Raw genomic sequence first — 19,613 nt, 5'->3', positions numbered from 1 at the left:
CAATGTTCTCCAATCCCGACTTTCGAGTTTTTGACATCCATGCCCATCTGCCTTATAAACTTTTGCTTTCCTCATATAAAAACCATGAGTTGGTGACGCGATATGGCAAGGAACGCAGTGAGCGAATGAGACTAACCTGGGACTTCCCGGCGGTGGAGGAGCAGGGAGAGGAAGCTGCGCGGCCGTTAATCGAACGGTGGGTAGAGGAATTAGACAAATACAATATTGCTGGACTTAACTTTCTGACGGCTCTGGATAATGACAACTTGGCTGAACAAATATCCATATACCCGGATCGGTTTACCGGATTCGCCTATCATCCCATTGAAAATGAAGATGCATCCATCGAGCTGCGTAGGGCGGTTGATGAGCTCGGATTGCGAGGATATAAGTTGTTTGGTCCCCTCACCCAGATTCCCTTTGACTCTCCTTCGCTCGACCCGGTGTGGGCATTTCTTGCAGAGCGCCGCCTGCCTGTCCTGATTCATTTTGGCATGCTTGGTCATGCCGGAGGCATCGTTCATCATCCCAACATCAATCCGCTTGCCATCTTTAATACGGCCCGTGCCTATCCGGATATTCCGTTCATCATCCCTCATTTTGGCGCAGGCTATTTCCAGGAGCTTCTGCATCTAAGTTGGAGCTGCCCTAATGTGTACATCGACACATCCGGTTCCAATCAGTGGGTACGCTGGATGCCATACGAGCTGAACCTGGAGACGTTATTCCGCAAAACCTACGAACTGTTGGGTCCGGAGCGAATTATCTTTGGAACGGATGCAAGCGGATTTCCGCGTGGTTATCCCTATCGTTATTTACAGGATCAGGTCCGGGTATGCCGTGAACTTCGCTTCTCTGAAGCGGACATTGAACTCATCTTTGGAAATAACGCAAGACGTCTGTTGAAGCTGCCTGTTGGCAAAGCCGTCGGTTCCAACAACGCGTAAGCCAAGGAAATAGAGAACGTTATAACACTTTTGTTGCAAAAGAGGGGAGAGTGGCTTCACTTGACGAAATCCGGTTATTTTTCATTCAGGCCAAGCAAGACTCTGCAATTTTTGATTGCAGGTTTACTCTTATTGAGCATTACAGCTTGCTCAACCAAGCCATCCGAAGAGTCTGGTTCGGCAGGTGTAACAGCTTCGGGTGATCAGACGGAGCCCATCACGATTGAGTACTGGCAGTACGAATTTCCAGCCAAGGTTGAACTGATCAATACCTTAATCCAGGAATTCGAGACGGAACATCCCAACATCAAAGTCAAACAAACCAATTTTCCGTACGACCAGTACAATCAAAAGGTTGCTACACTGGTTCCCGCTGGAAAAGGACCGGATGTCATCAATCTGTATTACGGCTGGTTGCCCAAATATGTGCAATCCGGTTATTTACAGCCGTTGCCGGAAAGCAGCTTTCCGGGCATCGCCGAGGCATTTTTCCCTTTTGTAGATACAGCCAAATTAAACGGAAGCTATTATGCTCTGCCTACAGGCGTGAGAACGCTGGGGTTGTTTTATAACAAGGACTTGTTCACCAAGGCTGGACTTGATCCCGACAAACCGCCTACGACTTGGGAAGAACTTGTCTCGGATGCCAAGGCATTAACGGAAACGGACAAAAATGGGCAGTTGGTAACAGAGGGTTTCGCGTGGGAACCGGGTTCCCAGCTTCATCACTGGTTCCGAGACGGATTGTTATATCAAGCGGGAGGCAAAGATACAAGCGAGGATCGTCGAAAAATCCTCTGGAATGATACCCCTGCAGGGCTTGAAGCATTCAAGTATTTAGTTGATTTTGCAACCGTGCATAAGGTGGGCATTAACGGCTTTTACACCGATGATGCCAATGCATTCAAAACTGGTCATGCCGCAATTAACGTCGATGGTTCATATCGATTGGGATCTATCAAAAAAGACGCTCCCGATTTGAATTTTGCTGTCGCACCGCTGCCGGGTTATAAAGGAAAATCCACACAGGCTTCATTCTGGGCGAATGCGATTCCAGCCAATGTTACCGGAGAGAAGTTGGAAGCAGCTACGGCCTTTTTACAGTTTTTGATCAGCAAGGGCGTTCAGGAACAATGGGTGGAGAAGGTCGGTGAACTTCCCGCACAGAAAGAAGTTGCTCTTCAGGATAAGTATGTGAATGACCCGCTGCTTGGCCCTTTTATCTCCCAACTGAACGATGCCAACGCCCACTTCTTCATTGATGAGACGCAGGAGCGTACGTTGTTTGTGAACGCTGTGGATGAGGTGCTGCTTAATCATGTGCCGGAAGAACAGGCCTTCAATGATCTGGTGGCCAAAACCCAGAAGCTCTATGATGACTACTGGACGAAACAGGATAAGAAAAAATAAGTTCTCATTCAAGGAGGCTGCGCAGCTATGAGGACTACCGGGGTGATCCCTTCGCGGCCGAAACGGCGTTTATGGTTCGGATCGGGAATTGGAAGACTTAATTACAGACATAAACAGCGGTTATTCATTTATGGCGGTTTGTTGATTCCGCTGATCTATTTTGTGGTCATCCGCATCTTGCCCATTCTGTATTCCTTTAACGTGAGCTTTCGCGAATGGGGCATGCTGTCACCGGACAAACCCTTTGTGGGTTTTGATAATTATGCGACATTGCTAAGTGACCCTCTATTTCTCAAGTCGCTGGTGAACACAGGAATCTACGTCGTTGTTGGAGTACCTGCACAGTTAATTGCCGGATTAATCGTGGCTCTTCTTCTCCAGCAAGTGGTGAAGCTGCGCGGATTGTTCAGGACGGCCTACTTTATCCCGTATGTTACCAGTGTAGTGGCGGTAAGTTGGGTATTCCGGTGGCTGCTGATGAAGAACGGGATTGTAAATGCTCTATTTATAGAGTTGGGTCTTGGACCGCAGTCATTCCTGTATTCGCCCTCACAGGCCATCTTTTGGATTATTGCGGTGATGGTATGGCAAAATATCGGATTTCAGATGCTCATTTTCCTGGCGGGTCTGCAAAACATCCCTAAATTGTATTATGAAGCGGCTGCGATAGACGGAGCCACGGGTTGGCAGCGTTTTGTGCATATTACGATCCCTCTGTTGAACCCGGTCATGCTTCTATCTGTCGTCATGGCAAGCATCGGGTTTCTGCAATCCTTCACTCAGGTGCTGAATATGACTGGCGGCGGACCGTTGGACTCCACCATATCTGTCGTGCTTCATATATACAATTTGGCTTTCAAGAGTTTTGATATGGGCTTGGCCTCGGCAGCGACTGTTATTCTGTTTGCCATCATATTCATGCTGACACTGATTCAGCTTAAAGTGCTTGGCAGTCGTTTTCAACAGGAGTAAAAGGAAGGAGGGTGCTTTACAAGCATGAGCAGATCTGCCGCATGGGCCGATACCCGAACAACACTCCGCTGGAAACGTTCCGGGTCACTGATCAGTTATGGTTTACTTACGCTCGGACTTGGGTTGATGGTGTTTCCGTTTCTATGGATGATATCGACGTCGTTCAAGACGTTGGATGAAATCTACTCTCTAAGCCTCATCCCTTCCAGAGTCACATGGGATAATTATGCGGCTATTTTTCAGGGAACTCCATTTCCACGCTGGATGTTGAACAGTTTATATGTAGCCGTCATTGCCACCGTGAGCGTCTGCGTATTTGATTCCATTACGGGATACATTCTGGCCAAATTTACGTTCTGGGGGAAACAGGTTATCTTTGTACTCATTCTGAGTACATTAATGGTGCCGACTGAAATGCTGATTATTCCATGGTATCTTGTATCCAGCAGTTTTAACGGCATGGATACGTACTGGGGAATTCTGTTTCCAGGTTTAATATCCGGGTTTGGCATTTTTCTAATGAAGCAATTCATGGAATCTCTTCCTTCGGAATTACTGGACGCGGCACGAATTGATGGCATGGGAGAATGGGGCATTTTCCTTCGGATCGCTGTTCCGCTGGTAAGGCCAGCGTTCGCCACCCTCTGCATTCTGACATTCCTGGGCAGTTGGAATTCATTCATCTGGCCGCTCATTATTACACAGAGTGAGGAGATGTTTACGATTCCGGTCGGGATGGCTTTCTTCTCCAGCGAGGCTAAGGACAGCAGCAACTGGGTGCAGATTATGACTGGAGCAACACTTTCGGTTCTGCCATTGATCTTTCTCTTTTTGTGCTTCCAGAAGCAGATCATTCGTGGCATTGCTACAACAGGTCTCAAATAGCATTAAAGCGACGGACATGTTTTATAGAAAAACAGAACCCTACAATACAATACAAAGCAAAACAAAACAGAGCCGGTTACCCCGTCAAGGGGGCCGGCTTTGTTCTTTCATGGAAATGGAAAAGCCATGCGTGCAATGAAGCGGTGCATTTTCCATATGGAAATGGGTGATTCGTCCATGGAAGGCCGGACCGACCTTGGATATAATCGGAGACTAAAGCCGTAGCAACCAGGAGGTATACTTCATTGAAACCAATGATGAGACAAGATGGAACAGAACCGGAGGTAACGTTGCCGGGAACTGCCTATTACCACATGCGTGCAGAACAGACCAAAAGAGAGTACGAGATCAAAGTTTGGGTGCCGGAGAGCGCCCCGCCAGCTTCCGGATATCCCGTGATCTATCTGCTGGATGCCAATGCGGTGTTAGGTACGACGGTTGAGGCCATGCGTATACAATCTTTACGCCCGGAGAAGACCGGGGTTGTGCCAGCAGTTATTGTTGGTGTGGGGTATACTGCCAGAGAACCCTTTCCACCGGACAGACACTATGATTTTATGATGCCGGTTCCCGAAGGGGAATTACCCCGGAGACCGGATGGAGCAACTTGGCCGGAGCATGGCGGCGCTGAAGCATTCACCCTGTTTATCGAGGAACAATTGAAGCTAGATATTGAACGACGCTATGCCATTGACCGGAGCAGACAATCCGTTGTGGGGCACTCGCTGGGCGGATTATTTGTTTTGCAGTTGTTACTGGAACGTCCGGGAACATACCGAAATTACATTGCAGGTAGTCCGTCTCTTCATTGGAACTCAGCCTGGATCGCCCGGCAGCAAGAGACGTTTGCTTCTCGCATGCAAGATAACAGTAAGGAAATTCACGTTTTACTTGCAGCAGGAGAACTGGAGGGGAGTCATCCCAGCGGGGTGATTGAACGTTCCCGAGCGTTTACCGAATGGTTGAACCATACCGATGCTAGGGGAGTTCGCGCTGATTTTATCTGTTTTGAAGATGAAGGTCATATCTCGGTATTGCCTGTGTTGATCAGCAGAGTACTGCGATTTGCATCCAGAGATTGATCGGGTTGAGCACCATCATGAAAGAACTAGTAGATGCGGGGGTCTCTGAAAATTTGATATACTGATGATAGTTATTGAGAATGGTTATCAAATGGAGGCCTATAAATAGATGATTTCCCCTAACTTATACCCTAATCAAGAGGTGGATTCCACGTATGCACTCGACAGATTGACTATAAAATTGCGTGACATGGAGAAAATGAAATCCACTTCAGACTGGAACATTCCCCAGCAGCATACCTCGTCTTATGTGCTTGTCATGGTCACGGGTGGTGAAGCCTTACTGACACTGGATCGGGGGTCTATCCATATCCATGCACAAGGCGTATATTCCTGTGTACCCGAATCCACTTTTGGCCTGACCTCTTTCGGAGATGAAGGAGCCGAAGTAACGATCATGCGGTTTGACCTTTATCAAGAGCTGCATGATGATCCTGACACCTTGCATGTGGTTAAAGATACCCCGATGTTCAGATCTGGCAAGGAGCTGGCAGTGTCACCCACTGTTCAGCTCTCATTTATGTGCGAAGAAATACACAACCTGTGGCATAGTGGCAGGGCCATGGGACATTTTCAGGCACATGTGCAGTTTCTCCAATTACTCGCAAGCCTTACAGAAGCATCACCTCCGCTTAAGGAAGATTCCCAGATGATGATCCAGCGTACCAAAGATTATATCGATGAGCATTCCAATGAGAATCTAACCGTGGAATATCTGGCAGGCATGGCCGGGCTGAGTCCGAAATATTATGTGGACCTGTTCAAGCGAAGATATGGAATGAGTACAACTGATTATATTTCTTCACTCCGCATTAACCGGGCAAAGCAACTGATGGCCGGTACTGAAATGCGTCTGCGGGATATTGCACATCAGGTTGGATATCAGGACGAATTTTACTTCAGTCGCAAATTTAAAAAAGCCATGGGAATATCCCCTTCGGTATATATGAACAGCCGCCGCCGTAAAATTGCGGCCTATCACATTGCGATTACAGGACATTTGCTGGCCCTGAACATGATTCCCTATGCGGCACCGCTGCACCCGAAATGGACATCGTATTATTATCGAATGTATGGCAAGGACATCCCTGTACATCTGAGTGCCTATCGGATTGACATGGAATGGCAATCCAAAATTCAGGCTCTGCAGGAGCATCAGCCCGACCTGATTATCAGTTACGACCATTTGCGACCTGAGGAGAAAGCACAGCTTGAAGGTATTGCACCGGTTCATTACCTCACGGTCTCAGATCACAACTGGCGATCACAGCTCCAGATTCTGGCTGAACATCTGGGGACACAGCAGGATGCCAAGAGTTGGCTGGAAACTTATGATCATAAGGTTGATCAGGTCAAAACGATGATGCAACAAAAGCTTGGCAACGAGAAGGTAGTTGTTGTCCGTTTGTTAAAACATCAGTTCACACGTTATTGTTCACCTTCCATGTTGGAAGTGTTATATGGAGATTTGGCGGTTAAACCAGCCCATGTCAGTGAAGAAGGGGAAATATATAACGAGCCGATTACGCTGGAACAGCTGGATGAAATGCAGACCGATTGGATATTTCTGATGGTATGTCAGGAGAGTGAGACGTTATCCTTCTGGGAGGATGTGCAGAAAACCTCCTTGTGGCAAAATATAAAATCTGTTCAGAATAACCGGTTGTTCATCATCCCGGCTGATCCCTGGCTTGAGAACTCGCCCCTCGCCAACGAACGCATCCTGGACGATCTGATGGATCGCTATCGGTGAAAAATCCATAGAGATTCAGGACAGAGTCCATGGTTCTGTCGGTCAATCTTGTTTATCATTCAATAATGATTATTATTCTCAATTAGAATAATCGAAATTGAAGGGGGATCACCAGAGATGAAAAAGAAATTGGGGTTATGTTTGGTAATGATATGTATGCTCGCTGTATTGGGAGCGTGCGCCAATAAAGAGGACGCGTCAGGGAATGCGGAGAATTCAGCTTCGACCGGAACCGAGGCGTCGACCAATGAAACGGATACAGCTGAGGCAGCTGAAGGCACACGAACCATTAAATACTTAGATCAGGAGTACACAGTCCCAACAGAAGTTAACCGTATTGTTATTACTGGTTCCATGGAAGCGATGGAGGATGCGCTGGTTCTTGATGTACATCCGGTAGGGGCTATTACTTTTGGCGGCGAATTCCCGGAGATGTATGCTTCTATCACGGATCGAGCTGAGTCCATTGGGCAGAAGATTGAGCCTAACTTTGAGACCATTCTGTCCCTGAAACCGGATATTATCCTGGGTTCCACTAAGTTTAAACCTGAAGTGGCCGAGCAGTTAAGCAAAATTGCGCCATTTATTCAGGTGTCTCATATTGCTACGGATTGGGAGTCGAACCTGAATCTACTGGCTGAGCTGACAGGCAAGCAGGAACAGGCCAAACAGGAGATTGAACAGTATAAGGCTGCTTTGACTACTGCCCAGGCTGAACTGGGGGACAAACTGGAAAACAAAAAGGTGTTGGCAGTACGTATCCGTAACGGACAAATGTATGTGTATCCTGAGTCTGTCTTTGTGAATCCGATTCTGTATGGAGACCTTGGATTCCAGGTTCCGACCGAGATTCAGGCAGCCAAAGCGCAGGAAGCACTTTCGGTGGAGAAATTTGCAGAGATGAACCCGGATTATGTTTTTGTACAATTTGAGACATCTGAGAACTCCGACACCCCGAATGCCCTGACAGATCTACAGAACAACCCGATTATCCAGAAGACAACTGCGCTGAAGGAAAATCATGCTTTTGTTAATGTCATTGATTCATTGGCTGAAGGTGGTCCGGCCTGGAGTCGTATTGAATTCCTGAAAGCAGCAGTTGAGCAGTTATCCAAATAATTAGAGCAAGGCGTGTATACTCCTATGCAAAAAAGAAGATTGAATCCGGTGGTGCTGTTCGCAGCAGCACCTCTGTTCATTGCAGTTACCATTCTTGCGTCCGTCATGTACGGAGCCAAGAGCATTGACGTTTCAACCATAACGGCAGCCATTTTCCATTTTGATACAGACAGCATCGATCACCAGATCGTCGTCTCATCCCGGCTCCCACGTGTCATTGGTGCTCTATTAATCGGGGCTTTTCTGGCGGTGTCAGGTGCACTTATGCAGGGGATGACAAGAAACTATCTTGCATCCCCTTCCATTATGGGAGTATCCGATGGATCGGTAGTGGTCATCACCTTATGTATGGTATTTATGCCGAATACGTCATCTCTTGGTCTGATATTTTACTCTTTGGCGGGATCGGCACTTGGAGCAGGACTGGTATTTTTCATAGCCTGGTTACTGCCGGGCGGTATGTCGCCTGTTCGGCTTGCCATTCTGGGAACGATTATTGGGACATTCCTCGGTGGTGTATCTCAGGCAGTAGCTACCTATTATCAGGTGTCTCAAACGATCAGTTTCTGGTATAACGCCAGATTGCATCAGATGGACCCGGGCATGATCAAGCTGATTATTCCATTTGCTGTGGTGGGACTGGCGTTAGCCATCATTCTTTCCAAGTCTATTACCATTCTGTCGATGGGCGATGATGTGGCAACAAGCCTGGGGCAGCGTACCGGGTGGGTTAAGGCTTTATCGATACTGAGTGTGGTTATCCTGACTGGAATATCTGTGGCTTTGGCGGGCAAAATCGCTTTTGTCGGTTTGTTGGTTCCGCATATTACCCGATTTCTCTTCGGGGTAGATTACCGCTGGATTATTCCGTGTTCTGCTCTGCTGGGCGGATTCTTTTTGGCCTGGTGTGACATCTTGAGTCGTTTCATTAACTCTCCGTTTGAAACACCAATTGGAGTAGTCACCGCATTATTTGGCGTTCCCTTCTTCCTTTATCTGATCAAAACCAAAGGAGGGGGAAAACATGCCTGAACCGCAGCGGGGAAGATTATGGGCCGTCATTTTCATAAGTTCAATAATCATTGCAGCAGCCGTTTATATCAGTTTGACTAATGGTGCGTTTGACATATCGGTGATGGATGTGGTCAAAACGTTATTACGGCTGGACCCTGTCCATGAGCATGATCTGGTCATTTTTGATTTCAGGCTGCCGCGTATTGTCATTGCATTACTGCTTGGCCTGGGACTCGGGATTGCCGGAGCTGTTATTCAGGGCATCGCCCGCAATCCGCTGGCTGACCCCGGCATGCTTGGGATTAACGCAGGTGCCGGAACAGCAATGGTGCTCTTTATGCTTCTGTTTCATGGGTCCATAACAGGTACAGGATGGTTGTCCATTATGGCGATGCCACTGTTTGGCCTGGTGGGTGGATTAACGGCAGTTATTCTCATCTTGTGGTTTGCACAGGAGCGTGGTCAGTTGGATCCCCAAAGGCTTATTCTGGTCGGGATTGCCATCGGTTCAGGTTTTAGTGCAATTACGCTTTATCTTTCCCTAAAGATGAACCCGTCCGATTTTGAGATGGCTACCGTCTGGCTGACAGGCAGCATTTATAATGCCAATTGGCGATACATATCGGCGATGATTCCATGGCTGGTTCTGCTGATTCCTTTGCTTTGGGCTAAATCCCGTGTGCTGGATGTCATGCAGCTGCAGGAGGCCAGCAGCATGGGACTCGGCGTGGATGTTCATCGGGAGAGAAAAATATTGTTGCTGGGCAGTGTTGGGCTCGTCAGTGCCTGTGTTGCCGTATCCGGGAGTATCGGATTTGTTGGGTTAATCGCTCCTCATATTGCACGGCGGCTGGTGGGGCTTCACCATAAACGGGTCATTCCGATATCCGGGTTGGTCGGCATGGCGATGGTTGTTGTAGGGGATTTGATTGGTAAAACGGTGTTTGCCCCGGCAGAACTGCCTGTGGGCATCGTTATCTCCATTATTGGCGTTCCTTATTTCATCTTTTTACTGCTCAAGAACCGGATGTAACAAGCCAGATTCGAAACAGGAGGGAAGGGTTCCATATCATGAGTAAATGGGTACAGGAGTCGGTTAATGGCTGGACGCTCCATCTGCTGCTTCCGCCATCTTACACAGAGGGAGATCGTCATTACCCGGTCGTTTATATTCAGGATGGAGGTGCGGTAGCCAAAGCCTGCAGCAATCTGCTGGATCATTCTTTTCGCTCCGGAAAACTGCCTGAATTGATTTTGGTCGGTATTGAACCTCACAATCGCAACGATGACTACACGCCATGGCCTGTACCAGCGCTACATGCATCCTTTTCGGCCTTTGGCGGTCAGGGAATCATATATCTGAAGGCGATCACTGAGCAGCTGAAACCTTATGTGGACTCGTCTTACCGTACTCTTGCAGATTCAGAGAATACAGGTATACTTGGCTGTTCGCTCGGTGGGCTGATCTCTCTGTTTGCGGCGATGGAATTCCCTCATATCTTTGGAAAGGTTGGGGCGTTATCAGCCTCAATGTGGTATGAAGGTTTCCTCGATTATATGAGTGACTATTCCTGGGCTGAACGCCGCGGGTTGAAGTTGTATATGTACGTTGGGAGTCTGGAAGGTGTGTACAAGGTTAATGCCCAAGCACAAATGCTGGAAAATACACGTTCTGCGTGTCGCATGATTTTGGCCCAGGGTTATCCTGCCGAGCGGCTGAATTACGTGGAGGAAGAGGGCGGGACGCATGATCTTTTATTTTTTGCCAAGCATCTGCCTGAAGCATTATCCTGGTTGTATCAGTGAGCATAGGGCTTAGGAAGCCCTCACTCTGTTTCGATATCGTTACCCCTCAGCTTGTCCTTTCGAATTCGCCCATGCTATATTGGGGAGATGTGAGGAGATGAGGATATGAAGCTGGTGTCCTGGAATGTGAATGGATTGCGGGCATGTGTTACCAAAGGATTCATGGATTATTATAACGAGAGTCAGGCCGATATTTTCTGTGTGCAGGAGACCAAGCTGCAGGCAGGACAGATCGAGATGGATCTGGGAGAAGACGTATATCAATACTGGAATTATGCTGTCAAAAAGGGATACTCCGGCACAGCCGTATTTACCCGGATCAAGCCGCTATCTGTCTGGTATGGGATCGAGGAAGATAGTGAACCGGAAGGCCGAATGATTACGCTGGAGTTTGATCATTTTTATCTCATCAACGTATATACCCCCAATGCGAAGCGGGATCTGACCAGACTTCCTTACCGTTTGGAATGGGAGGATCGGTTCAGAGGGTACGTGCTGCAATTGGAGCAGACCAAGCCGGTTATCGTATGTGGTGACCTGAATGTAGCCCATCAGGAGATCGACCTGAAGAATCCGAAGCCGAATCTGGGCAACTCGGGATTCACGCTGGAAGAGCGAGGCAAGATGACCGATCTGCTGACTGCCGGATATGTGGATAGCTTCCGCCATTTGTACCCGGATCGCACGGATGTGTACAGTTGGTGGTCGTACATGCCCAAGGTAAGAGAGCGTAATGTTGGATGGCGGATCGATTATTTTCTTGTGTCCAATCAGCTGGCTCCGAAGGTGTCAGAGGCGCATATTGATTGCCATGTCATGGGCAGTGATCATTGCCCGGTGGGTCTCACGTTGCAATTGTAGATTGCAGAGGGTTTATTTGGCTTTTTACAAAATGAATATCATCAAAACCGCAGGTTTCCGTTATCGGGAATTTGCGGTTATTTTACGTTGTCTATATGATTATCTTCCCTTTGGTACAGGTCTCAATGGTATTTTTCATCCTGCGGGTAGGGGGTGGAACTAGACTTAGGTTGGGGAAAGAACTGGACCCGGGATCGTTCCGTTTCCACCCGTACTTGGGTAAGATTGAAGAATACATATAGAAGATGATTCGGGTAAGGGGTAGAGAACGATGAAGAAGGGGTTACGGAGAGGTTTGAAGGGGCTGGGTGGCCTGATGCTGGCAACAGGACTTCTGCTGCTGGTAGGTACCGCGTACGAGGCGTATCAGTCGACACAGGACATGAAATCTTATACTGCACCAGGCAAGATGTATGAGGTGAGCGGACGTAACATGCATCTCTATACAACGGGAAGAGGAAATGCGACAGTTGTTCTCGCTTCAGGCTGGGGTACGCCCAATCCGTATGTTGATTTCAGCCCGCTATATAACAAGTTGAAATCCCAGGTGAAAATTGCGGTGTATGATCGGTTCGGTTACGGGTATAGCGATTATACGGATCGGCCACGTGATATCGATACCATTACAGAGGAAATCCATCAATTGCTGCGAGTATCCGGCCAACGTCCGCCATATATCATGGTAGGTCATTCTCTAGGATCGCTGGAGACCTTGCGATTCGCACAAATGTATCCCGATGAGGTAGCTGGCATGGTCATGATTGATGGAGGAAGTCCCGAATATTACAGCACTGTGGCTATGAAGCAATCGGATTGGTATTTCGATTCAGCCCGTCTTCTGGTGAAAACAGGAATTGTGCGGACATTGCTGCATTCGGATCGGTTAACCGAATCTTTGGTCGTTAACCCGGATCTCGTTACGGAGTCAATGAGAAAGGCAGCCACCATATCCACACTCAAGCATGCTTACAATGACAACGTGATTGGAGAGATGCGCAATTCCAAGACGAACGCAGCCCATATCTTGGAGCATAAAAAGGAATTCTCCTTCCCGCTAACCATTCTGACGGCCGGTTCAGAGAAACCGAGCGAAGGCAGCCGGGCATGGCAGGCAGATCAAGCCGATTTTGCTTCATGGTCCAGTCAAGGAACACAGGTCACTGTGGCACACGCCAAACACGATATTCATAACAGTCAGCCGGATATTGTCGCCAATGAAATTTTGGAGTTGGTGAGGCGGTCCGGTGAACTATGAAGAACATAATCCAGCCAAAATATAGCAAACAGGATGAGGAGGTAGGATGGATGAAAAAGATCAGAACCGCTTCAAGATTCCTTTCCTTACTCCTGGCAAGTTGTCTGTTGTCTCTAACGGTATTGTCCGTTTCCGTCTTGTTTGCTACTTCTTCCGTGGATGTCATACCTTTTATCCATTCGGTTGGACGTGATTAGAATAAAAGGAATATATCAGGCCTTGCTGCTCTGCATGCAAGGTATTTTTATTTCAAACTGGAAACCTGACAATTTACATGTTATGTTATATCATTATACTAGATAAAGTAGGCAACTATAGATGAAGACAGGAGAGGATTGAACATGGTCAAAGTTGGTATCGTAGGTTACGGAAATCTGGGCAAAGGTGTAGAGAAAGCTATTACTCAAAACCCGGATATGGAGCTTGTTGCTGTATTTACACGTCGTAACCCGGAGCAGATGGTTGCAGAAGGTACAGAGGTTCGTTTCGAACATATCTCTGCTGCTGAGCAATACATAGGCAAAATTGATGTGATGATTCTGTGTGGAGGTTCGGCAACCGATCTTCCGGAGCAGACACCTGCAATTGCAAAATTGTTCAATACGGTGGATAGCTTCGATACACATGCCAAAATCCCTGAATTCTATAAAGAAGTTAACGCTGCGGCAGAGCAAGGTGGCCACGTGAGCGTCATTTCCACAGGTTGGGACCCAGGCTTGTTCTCCATGAACCGACTGCTTGCTCAATCGATCCTGCCAGAAGGTAAAGAGTACACGTTCTGGGGTAAAGGAGTAAGCCAAGGTCACTCCGATGCCATCCGTCGTGTTCCTGGCGTTAAGGCTGGTGTGCAATACACTGTACCTGTTGAAGAAGTAATCAACAGCATTCGTGCTGGGGAGACCCCAGAATTGACCACACGTGAGAAGCATCTGCGTCAATGCTACGTAGTTGCAGAAGCTGGTGCAAATCAGGACGAGATTCGTGAAACGATTGTATCTATGCCTAACTATTTCTCGGATTACGATACAACGGTGACGTTTATTACTGAAGAGCAATTGAAGGCTGAGCATGAAGGCATGCCGCACGGTGGATTTGTCATTCGTAGTGGAGTTACAGGTGCAGGCCAGAAACAAATTATTGAGTTTGGTCTGAAGCTCGACAGCAATCCTGAATTTACCGCAAGTGTACTGGTGGCTTATGCAAGAGCCACACAACGTTTGAGTCTGGAAGGACACAAAGGGGCTAAGACAGTATTTGATATCCCACTCGGTCACCTGTCTCCTAAATCGGCTGAGGACCTTCGCCGCGACTTGCTGTAGTCCGTTAATTCATTACCGCAGTTGCAAGTCCTGACTTTTATATCTAAAATGTAATACAACACAAATAGCTCGTCCTTCTAAAAAGAGGGACGAGCTATTTGTTGTACAAACGAATCAGTGCATATTCATGGTTTATTCATATTCATTCATAATTCATACTTCATCTTGGGGTAGTCTTCCCTACAGCCAGTGTGAGGGAATGTTTAAATGATCCGGCAACTTGGTATCTGCACTGCCTTTTGCCGAGTTGAGCTGGGATTGCGTCAGAAAGATGCTGCCTCTCAGATCCGCTCCACCCAGATTCGCATCCCGCAAGTCAGCCCCAATTAGATCGGTCTTTCTCATATCTGCGTTTCGTAGGTCAGCCGCTATCATTAATGCACCTCTGAAGCTCGCTCCCCGAAGGTCAGCTCCTTTTAGATTGGCACCCAGAAAGTCTCTTCCGATACGCTTTTTGGTCTTCGATTTGGAAGGATCCTTACCCGAAGCTGGGACCTTTGCCCGCACCATCTCGCTTGCCTGTACAAGCAGTTCGTTCACCACCGCCCGATGTGCGGGAATATCGAGACGTAATATGGCAGATGGCTCCAGATCGGTCAGTCGTTCCGTTTCCCGATATACGTCCTTCAACGCGGCATGGATGGATGATGTTTCCGGCAGCTGTAGCATTTCATTGATATAGCTCATCATCTCATGAAGCTGCTTCATGACAGGCAAACAATCGAACATTTCAGCAGCTGATTCGGGATGATTACGCCAATCCTTGCCCGCATATGTAATTTGTGATAGTTTCTGCCCAGCCCCGAAACAATCGTAGACTGTGCAGCCCTTGAACCCTTTCTGTCGCAGCTGTGTATGGATGCCGCAGCGGTTATCGGTACGGAGATTGGAACAGGGGGTGCCGCTGGATTTATCAAAAGCAAAGTCTGAGGATTTGCCATACGGCAAGGCGACACAGCATAGACCAAAACATTGCTCACAGTCTGCGCTTAAATGCAGAGTAGCCTGATTGCTACTGAATGCTTGGTTAGTCATTTATACACTTCCTTTAATTAAAAAAAATGCTATTTTAAGGTCAGTACAACTTTACCATTACACTGGATTTCGATCAATTCCGATATGGATCACATGGCGATCCTGATACCGGATTAAACTCCATAAATGACAGGTAGGAATGTAAAATAACCGCCTCCCGTGATGGAAGGCGGTTTATTTAGTTAGTTAACAACTGTAACACAATTAGAATTAGACGATACCTTGCGCAAGCATGGCGTCTGCAACCTTCAGGAAGCCAGCGATGTTCGCTCCCGCAAGCAGGTTACCTGCACAGCCGTACTCATCCGCTGCCTGAACACAGCTAGTGTAGATGTCAGACATAATGTCATGCAGCTTGGCGTCCACTTCTTCAAATGACCAGGACAACCGCATGCTGTTCTGCGACATTTCAAGTGCGGACACGGCAACTCCGCCAGCATTAGCCGCTTTGGCTGGTCCAAACAGAACGCCTTCTTTATGGAAAACGTCAATCGCAGCCAGAGTGGAAGGCATGTTCGCTCCTTCACCAATCGCTTTAACTCCGCCTTGCACGAGCAATGCAGCAGCCTGTTCGTCGATTTCATTTTGCGTTGCACAAGGCAGCGCGATATCACAAGGGATAGACCAGATGCCTTCACAGCCTTCGGTATACACGGCATGTGGATGCTCTTTGACATATTCGCTGATCCGCAGACGATCAACCTCTTTTAATCTTTTTACGGTATCCAGATTGATTCCTTGAGCGTCATAGATATAACCACCAGAGTCACTACACGCGACAACATTAGCTCCAAGCTCTTGAGCCTTCTGAATGGCATAGATGGATACATTACCCGAACCGGAGACAACCACGGTGCTGTCCTTGAAGCTCAGTCCTTTAGATGCCAACATTTCCTTCACAAAGTACACGCATCCGAATCCGGTAGCTTCCTTACGTGCAAGACTTCCTCCGTATAGGAGCCCTTTACCTGTAAGAACGCCAGCTTCGTGTCCACCGCTGATGCGTTTGTACTGTCCGAACATATAACCGATTTCCCGTGCACCTACACCGATGTCCCCGGCAGGTACGTCCGCATCGGAACCGATATATTTGTACAGCTCAGTCATGAAGCTTTGAGTGAAACGCATGACTTCCAGATCTGATTTTCCTTTTGGATCGAAGTCGGAACCACCTTTACCACCGCCGATTGGCAGGCCAGTCAGGGCATTCTTGAAAATTTGTTCAAATCCAAGGAATTTAACGATTCCCGAGTAAACGGAAGGATGGAAACGAAGTCCACCTTTATAAGGACCAATTGCGCTGTTGAACTGAACACGGAATCCACGGTTTACTTGTACCTTGCCTTGATCATCTACCCAAGGCACGCGGAACGTAATGACACGTTCTGGCTCAACAAGCTGTTCAAGCAAGCCATTTTCCCGATATTTCGGGTGAGCTGCAATGACAGGAATAAGCGAGTCCAGGATCTCTTTGACAGCCTGATGGAATTCACTTTCCTGTGGATTTCTGGCGATAACCGATTCGTAAACGGAATGAACATACTCTGCGGCAGTTACTTGAGTTGAATCCTTAGTTATAGTCGACACTTTTTCAATGCACTCCTTTATTGTGTTAAAGTCTTGGGATGGCTATTTGTATAAATTGCATAAAAGTTTGTAGTTAAATATACAGGAAACAAAATAAAAATACGAGATGAAAACCCATAAAATGTTTTTTATGACGTTATTAAAATCTTCTATGGATCTGTCATATGATGTAAAGGTTAAGTTTGGAAGCTGAATGGACGCCCCTTTTATCGTTATACAAGGCAAAGTTAACGGAATAGCTGGATTAAAAAATTAGTTTTGGTAAGATGGTAGTAAGACCGCGGTATCCGTGGTTTTTTTATCTATATGAAGGAGGAGAACAACATGATGAAGAAAAACATGCGAATCAACATGGAGAACAGGGCTTGTATAGGAGGTGAGATTTATTATGAACCATAGGACCTCCTTTCAAAATTGCAGAGAAATGCTGGTGAACCAGCTCATTATATTCGGTGAAGAGAAAAGAACATTTCTCGACGCCTATTTTGACGTGCGTGATCCGGAACGTTCGCAGATGGAACGGCTGCTCGCAAACTATACGACGTGTGTGGAGAAGCTGCTCCTTGGTTCGGATGAAGCTCTGGAATCGGTGGTACTTATCGGTAGTTTGATCCGTTTTGAGTACGTTGACTTCCATACATCTGATTCATTCACCGTTGTTATGCCGGATGACGCGGATCCGGATGCGGGGCATATTTCATTCCTCTCCCCTGTGGGGCGGCAATTATTGCTTGGGCTCAAGGGAGAAGTGAGGTCGATTAATATACCGGCTGGCTCCATGCGAGTACGCATTACGGATATTACGTTAAACAATGAGTCCTTGAATCGGATGTCCACTGGGGGTGCAGATCATGCACTTTAAAGAGACGGATTTGCCGGGAATTGGACGCAAGTATTGGCTGCACACACGAAGCGGTGAGCATCTGGTCATTGTCATCCATAATGACGAGCGACGTGACCTGTTTCACATGGAATCAGGCGATTCACCTGAAGAACTGGGAGATATGGTGTCACTGGTCACACTGGAAGATGATGAGGCACGTGCGGTTGCGGCTATTGTCGGTGGCATGACGTACAAACCAACCTTTCAGGATGAGCGTGAAGTTATGCTGGAGGGACTGTTAATTGAGTGGCTCCGTATTGAGCCGCATTCAGAGAGCATAGGAAGATCGATCGGAGAACTGAATATTCGCCAGGCAACAGGAGCAGTTATTCTTGCTGTGGTGGAGAAGAACAGGATGAAGCAGTTTAATCCAGGTCCGGACTATACCTTTACCGCGGGAGCAACGGTTGTTGTCGCTGGTGAACGGGATCAGATCAAACTGTTAAAACAGTTGTTATCCAATGGACGGCTCTAGCCTATGGATATGCTCATATTCGAAGTGGGAATTGCCGTTGCGCTGATTACACTTACGGGGCTAATATCTGCAAGATTACGATTTTCGGTCATTCCTTTCTATATTCTGATTGGTATGGCTGTTGGACCGCATGCACCACAGATCGGCATTGTGGATTTGCGTTTTATCGAAAGCTCGGAATTTATTGAATTTATGGGCAGGCTGGGTATTCTGTTTTTGCTCTTTTATCTGGGATTGGAATTTTCAGTCTCCCGCCTGATGAAGTCAGGCAAAGCCATTCTGACCGGTGGCATGTTCTATGTTGGCCTTAACTTTGCTTCCGGTCTGCTGCTGGGATGGTTTATGGAGTTGCCACTCAAGGAAACGTTGGTTGTCTGTGGTATTATGACGAGTTCTTCCACAGCTATTGTGGCTAAAGTGCTCGTCGATCTGAAGCGCACGGCGAACCCGGAGACGGAGATTATTATGGGCATGATCATGTTTGATGATCTGTTTATCGCCATCCATATCTCGATTCTGACGGGGCTTGTACTTAGTGGGGCTACCTCATTCCTCAGCGTCTTGCTCGTATCCCTGTCTGCGCTGCTCTTTATTGTGCTATTTCTGATCATAGGCAGGAAATGCATCAAGTATATTGATAAGGCACTCAACATCAAGTCATCGGAGTTGTTTCTGCTTACGGTTATGACGCTGCTCTTTCTGGTGGCGGGTTTCTCAGAAACGCTGCATGTAGCCGAGGCGATTGGAGCTCTGATGATGGGGCTGGTTCTGGGGGAATCCAGACATGCCAGCCGAATTGAGCATCAGATTATGCCGTTCAAAGATTTCTTTGGGGCCATCTTCTTTTTCAGCTTTGGCCTGACCATTGAACCCTCGACCCTTGGCGGAGCCGTTGGCATGACCGTGATTGCCGTTATTCTGACCATTGCCAGCAACTATGGTGCGGGCATGATCGCTGGCAGACTCTCCGGGATGTCTCCACGCGCTTCTCTTAATGTGGGATTCACGCTGGTGTCCCGTGGAGAGTTCTCTATCATTATGGCGAACATCGGCAAGGCAGGAGGCCTGATGGCATCCATTCAGTCTTTTGCCGTGTTATATGTGTTGATTCTGGCAGTGCTTGGCCCAATCCTGACGAAAGAATCACCTTGGATCTACAGTCAATACGCTCGCTTGAGGAAAAGAATGAGGGGGAAAGAGACGGGATGAA

General features: G+C 47.6%; 19 protein-coding genes. 17 read left to right on the top strand and 2 right to left on the bottom strand.

The annotated features are described in order from the left end of the window. Positions 1–2 precede the first annotated feature (2 nt). From CRO25_RS21265 to CRO25_RS21205, 14 genes are all read left to right on the top strand, one after another. Complete coding sequence (locus CRO25_RS21265; RefSeq protein ID WP_079696337.1) at positions 3–947, top strand: amidohydrolase family protein; 945 nt, start codon at positions 3–5, stop codon at positions 945–947. Between the two features lie 60 nt (positions 948–1,007). Then, positions 1,008–2,357 (top strand): extracellular solute-binding protein, encoded by a 1,350-nt coding sequence (locus CRO25_RS21260; protein ID WP_079696336.1) that lies wholly within the window; start codon positions 1,008–1,010, stop codon positions 2,355–2,357. 27 nt (positions 2,358–2,384) lie between these two features. Next, a complete protein-coding gene (locus CRO25_RS21255) occupies positions 2,385–3,329 on the top strand; it encodes a carbohydrate ABC transporter permease (protein ID WP_079696335.1) in 945 nt (314 codons plus the stop codon). A gap of 24 nt (positions 3,330–3,353) precedes the next feature. Further along, the gene (locus CRO25_RS21250) at positions 3,354–4,214 is read left to right on the top strand and encodes a carbohydrate ABC transporter permease (RefSeq protein ID WP_079696334.1); all 861 of its coding nucleotides are present in this window, start codon (positions 3,354–3,356) and stop codon (positions 4,212–4,214) included. 254 nt (positions 4,215–4,468) lie between these two features. Beyond that, positions 4,469–5,296, top strand: coding sequence for an alpha/beta hydrolase (locus CRO25_RS21245; RefSeq protein WP_097115811.1), 828 nt, complete (start codon positions 4,469–4,471; stop codon positions 5,294–5,296). 109 nt (positions 5,297–5,405) lie between these two features. Beyond that, a complete protein-coding gene (locus CRO25_RS21240) occupies positions 5,406–7,049 on the top strand; it encodes an AraC family transcriptional regulator (RefSeq protein WP_079696333.1) in 1,644 nt (547 codons plus the stop codon). 117 nt (positions 7,050–7,166) lie between these two features. Then, positions 7,167–8,168, top strand: coding sequence for an ABC transporter substrate-binding protein (locus tag CRO25_RS21235; protein WP_079696332.1), 1,002 nt, complete (start codon positions 7,167–7,169; stop codon positions 8,166–8,168). A 24-nt stretch (positions 8,169–8,192) separates the two neighbouring features. Beyond that, a complete protein-coding gene (locus CRO25_RS21230; RefSeq protein WP_079696331.1) occupies positions 8,193–9,200 on the top strand; it encodes an iron ABC transporter permease in 1,008 nt (335 codons plus the stop codon). Further along, a complete protein-coding gene (locus tag CRO25_RS21225) occupies positions 9,193–10,215 on the top strand; it encodes an iron ABC transporter permease (RefSeq protein WP_079696330.1) in 1,023 nt (340 codons plus the stop codon). The genes CRO25_RS21230 and CRO25_RS21225 overlap by 8 nt, the downstream gene beginning before the upstream one ends. Positions 10,216–10,253: 38 nt before the next feature. After that, on the top strand, positions 10,254–10,988 hold the full coding sequence (locus tag CRO25_RS21220; RefSeq protein ID WP_079696329.1) for an alpha/beta hydrolase: 735 nt from the start codon (positions 10,254–10,256) through the stop codon (positions 10,986–10,988). A 105-nt stretch (positions 10,989–11,093) separates the two neighbouring features. After that, on the top strand, positions 11,094–11,849 hold the full coding sequence (locus CRO25_RS21215; RefSeq protein WP_079696328.1) for an exodeoxyribonuclease III: 756 nt from the start codon (positions 11,094–11,096) through the stop codon (positions 11,847–11,849). A 271-nt stretch (positions 11,850–12,120) separates the two neighbouring features. Beyond that, the gene (locus CRO25_RS21210; RefSeq protein ID WP_079696327.1) at positions 12,121–13,104 is read left to right on the top strand and encodes an alpha/beta hydrolase; all 984 of its coding nucleotides are present in this window, start codon (positions 12,121–12,123) and stop codon (positions 13,102–13,104) included. A gap of 50 nt (positions 13,105–13,154) precedes the next feature. Continuing rightward, positions 13,155–13,301, top strand: a complete 147-nt coding sequence (locus tag CRO25_RS33495; protein ID WP_176854632.1) for a hypothetical protein — start codon at positions 13,155–13,157, stop codon at positions 13,299–13,301. A gap of 144 nt (positions 13,302–13,445) precedes the next feature. Further along, complete coding sequence (locus CRO25_RS21205; RefSeq protein ID WP_372829085.1) at positions 13,446–14,423, top strand: diaminopimelate dehydrogenase; 978 nt, start codon at positions 13,446–13,448, stop codon at positions 14,421–14,423. Between the two features lie 180 nt (positions 14,424–14,603). Here CRO25_RS21205 and CRO25_RS21200 read toward each other — a convergent pair whose 3' ends face one another. Together CRO25_RS21200 and gdhA are read right to left on the bottom strand one after the other, a co-directional pair. After that, positions 14,604–15,458, bottom strand: coding sequence for a pentapeptide repeat-containing protein (locus CRO25_RS21200; RefSeq protein ID WP_079696325.1), 855 nt, complete (start codon positions 15,456–15,458; stop codon positions 14,604–14,606). A 210-nt stretch (positions 15,459–15,668) separates the two neighbouring features. Then, entirely contained in the window at positions 15,669–17,045 is a 1,377-nt protein-coding gene (gdhA, locus tag CRO25_RS21195) for an NADP-specific glutamate dehydrogenase (protein WP_072734620.1), read from the bottom strand. Positions 17,046–17,433: 388 nt separating this feature from the next. Between gdhA and CRO25_RS21190 the strand changes: the two genes are divergently transcribed. The 3 genes from CRO25_RS21190 to CRO25_RS21180 are packed head-to-tail and all read left to right on the top strand — an operon-like array spanning position 17,434 to position 19,612. Then, a complete protein-coding gene (locus CRO25_RS21190; protein ID WP_079696324.1) occupies positions 17,434–17,907 on the top strand; it encodes a GreA/GreB family elongation factor in 474 nt (157 codons plus the stop codon). Then, entirely contained in the window at positions 17,897–18,403 is a 507-nt protein-coding gene (locus CRO25_RS21185; protein WP_079696323.1) for a cation:proton antiporter regulatory subunit, read from the top strand. Before CRO25_RS21190 ends, CRO25_RS21185 begins: the two co-directional genes overlap by 11 nt. 3 nt (positions 18,404–18,406) lie before the next feature. Continuing rightward, the gene (locus CRO25_RS21180) at positions 18,407–19,612 is read left to right on the top strand and encodes a cation:proton antiporter (RefSeq protein WP_079696322.1); all 1,206 of its coding nucleotides are present in this window, start codon (positions 18,407–18,409) and stop codon (positions 19,610–19,612) included. The last annotated feature ends 1 nt before the right edge of the window (position 19,613 follow it).

It is taken from the genome of Paenibacillus sp. RU5M (assembly GCF_900221055.1).
In the GTDB taxonomy this organism is placed as follows: Bacteria; Bacillota; Bacilli; order Paenibacillales; family Paenibacillaceae; genus Paenibacillus; species Paenibacillus marchantiae.
This window is presented reverse-complemented; position numbering and strand designations above follow the sequence as displayed.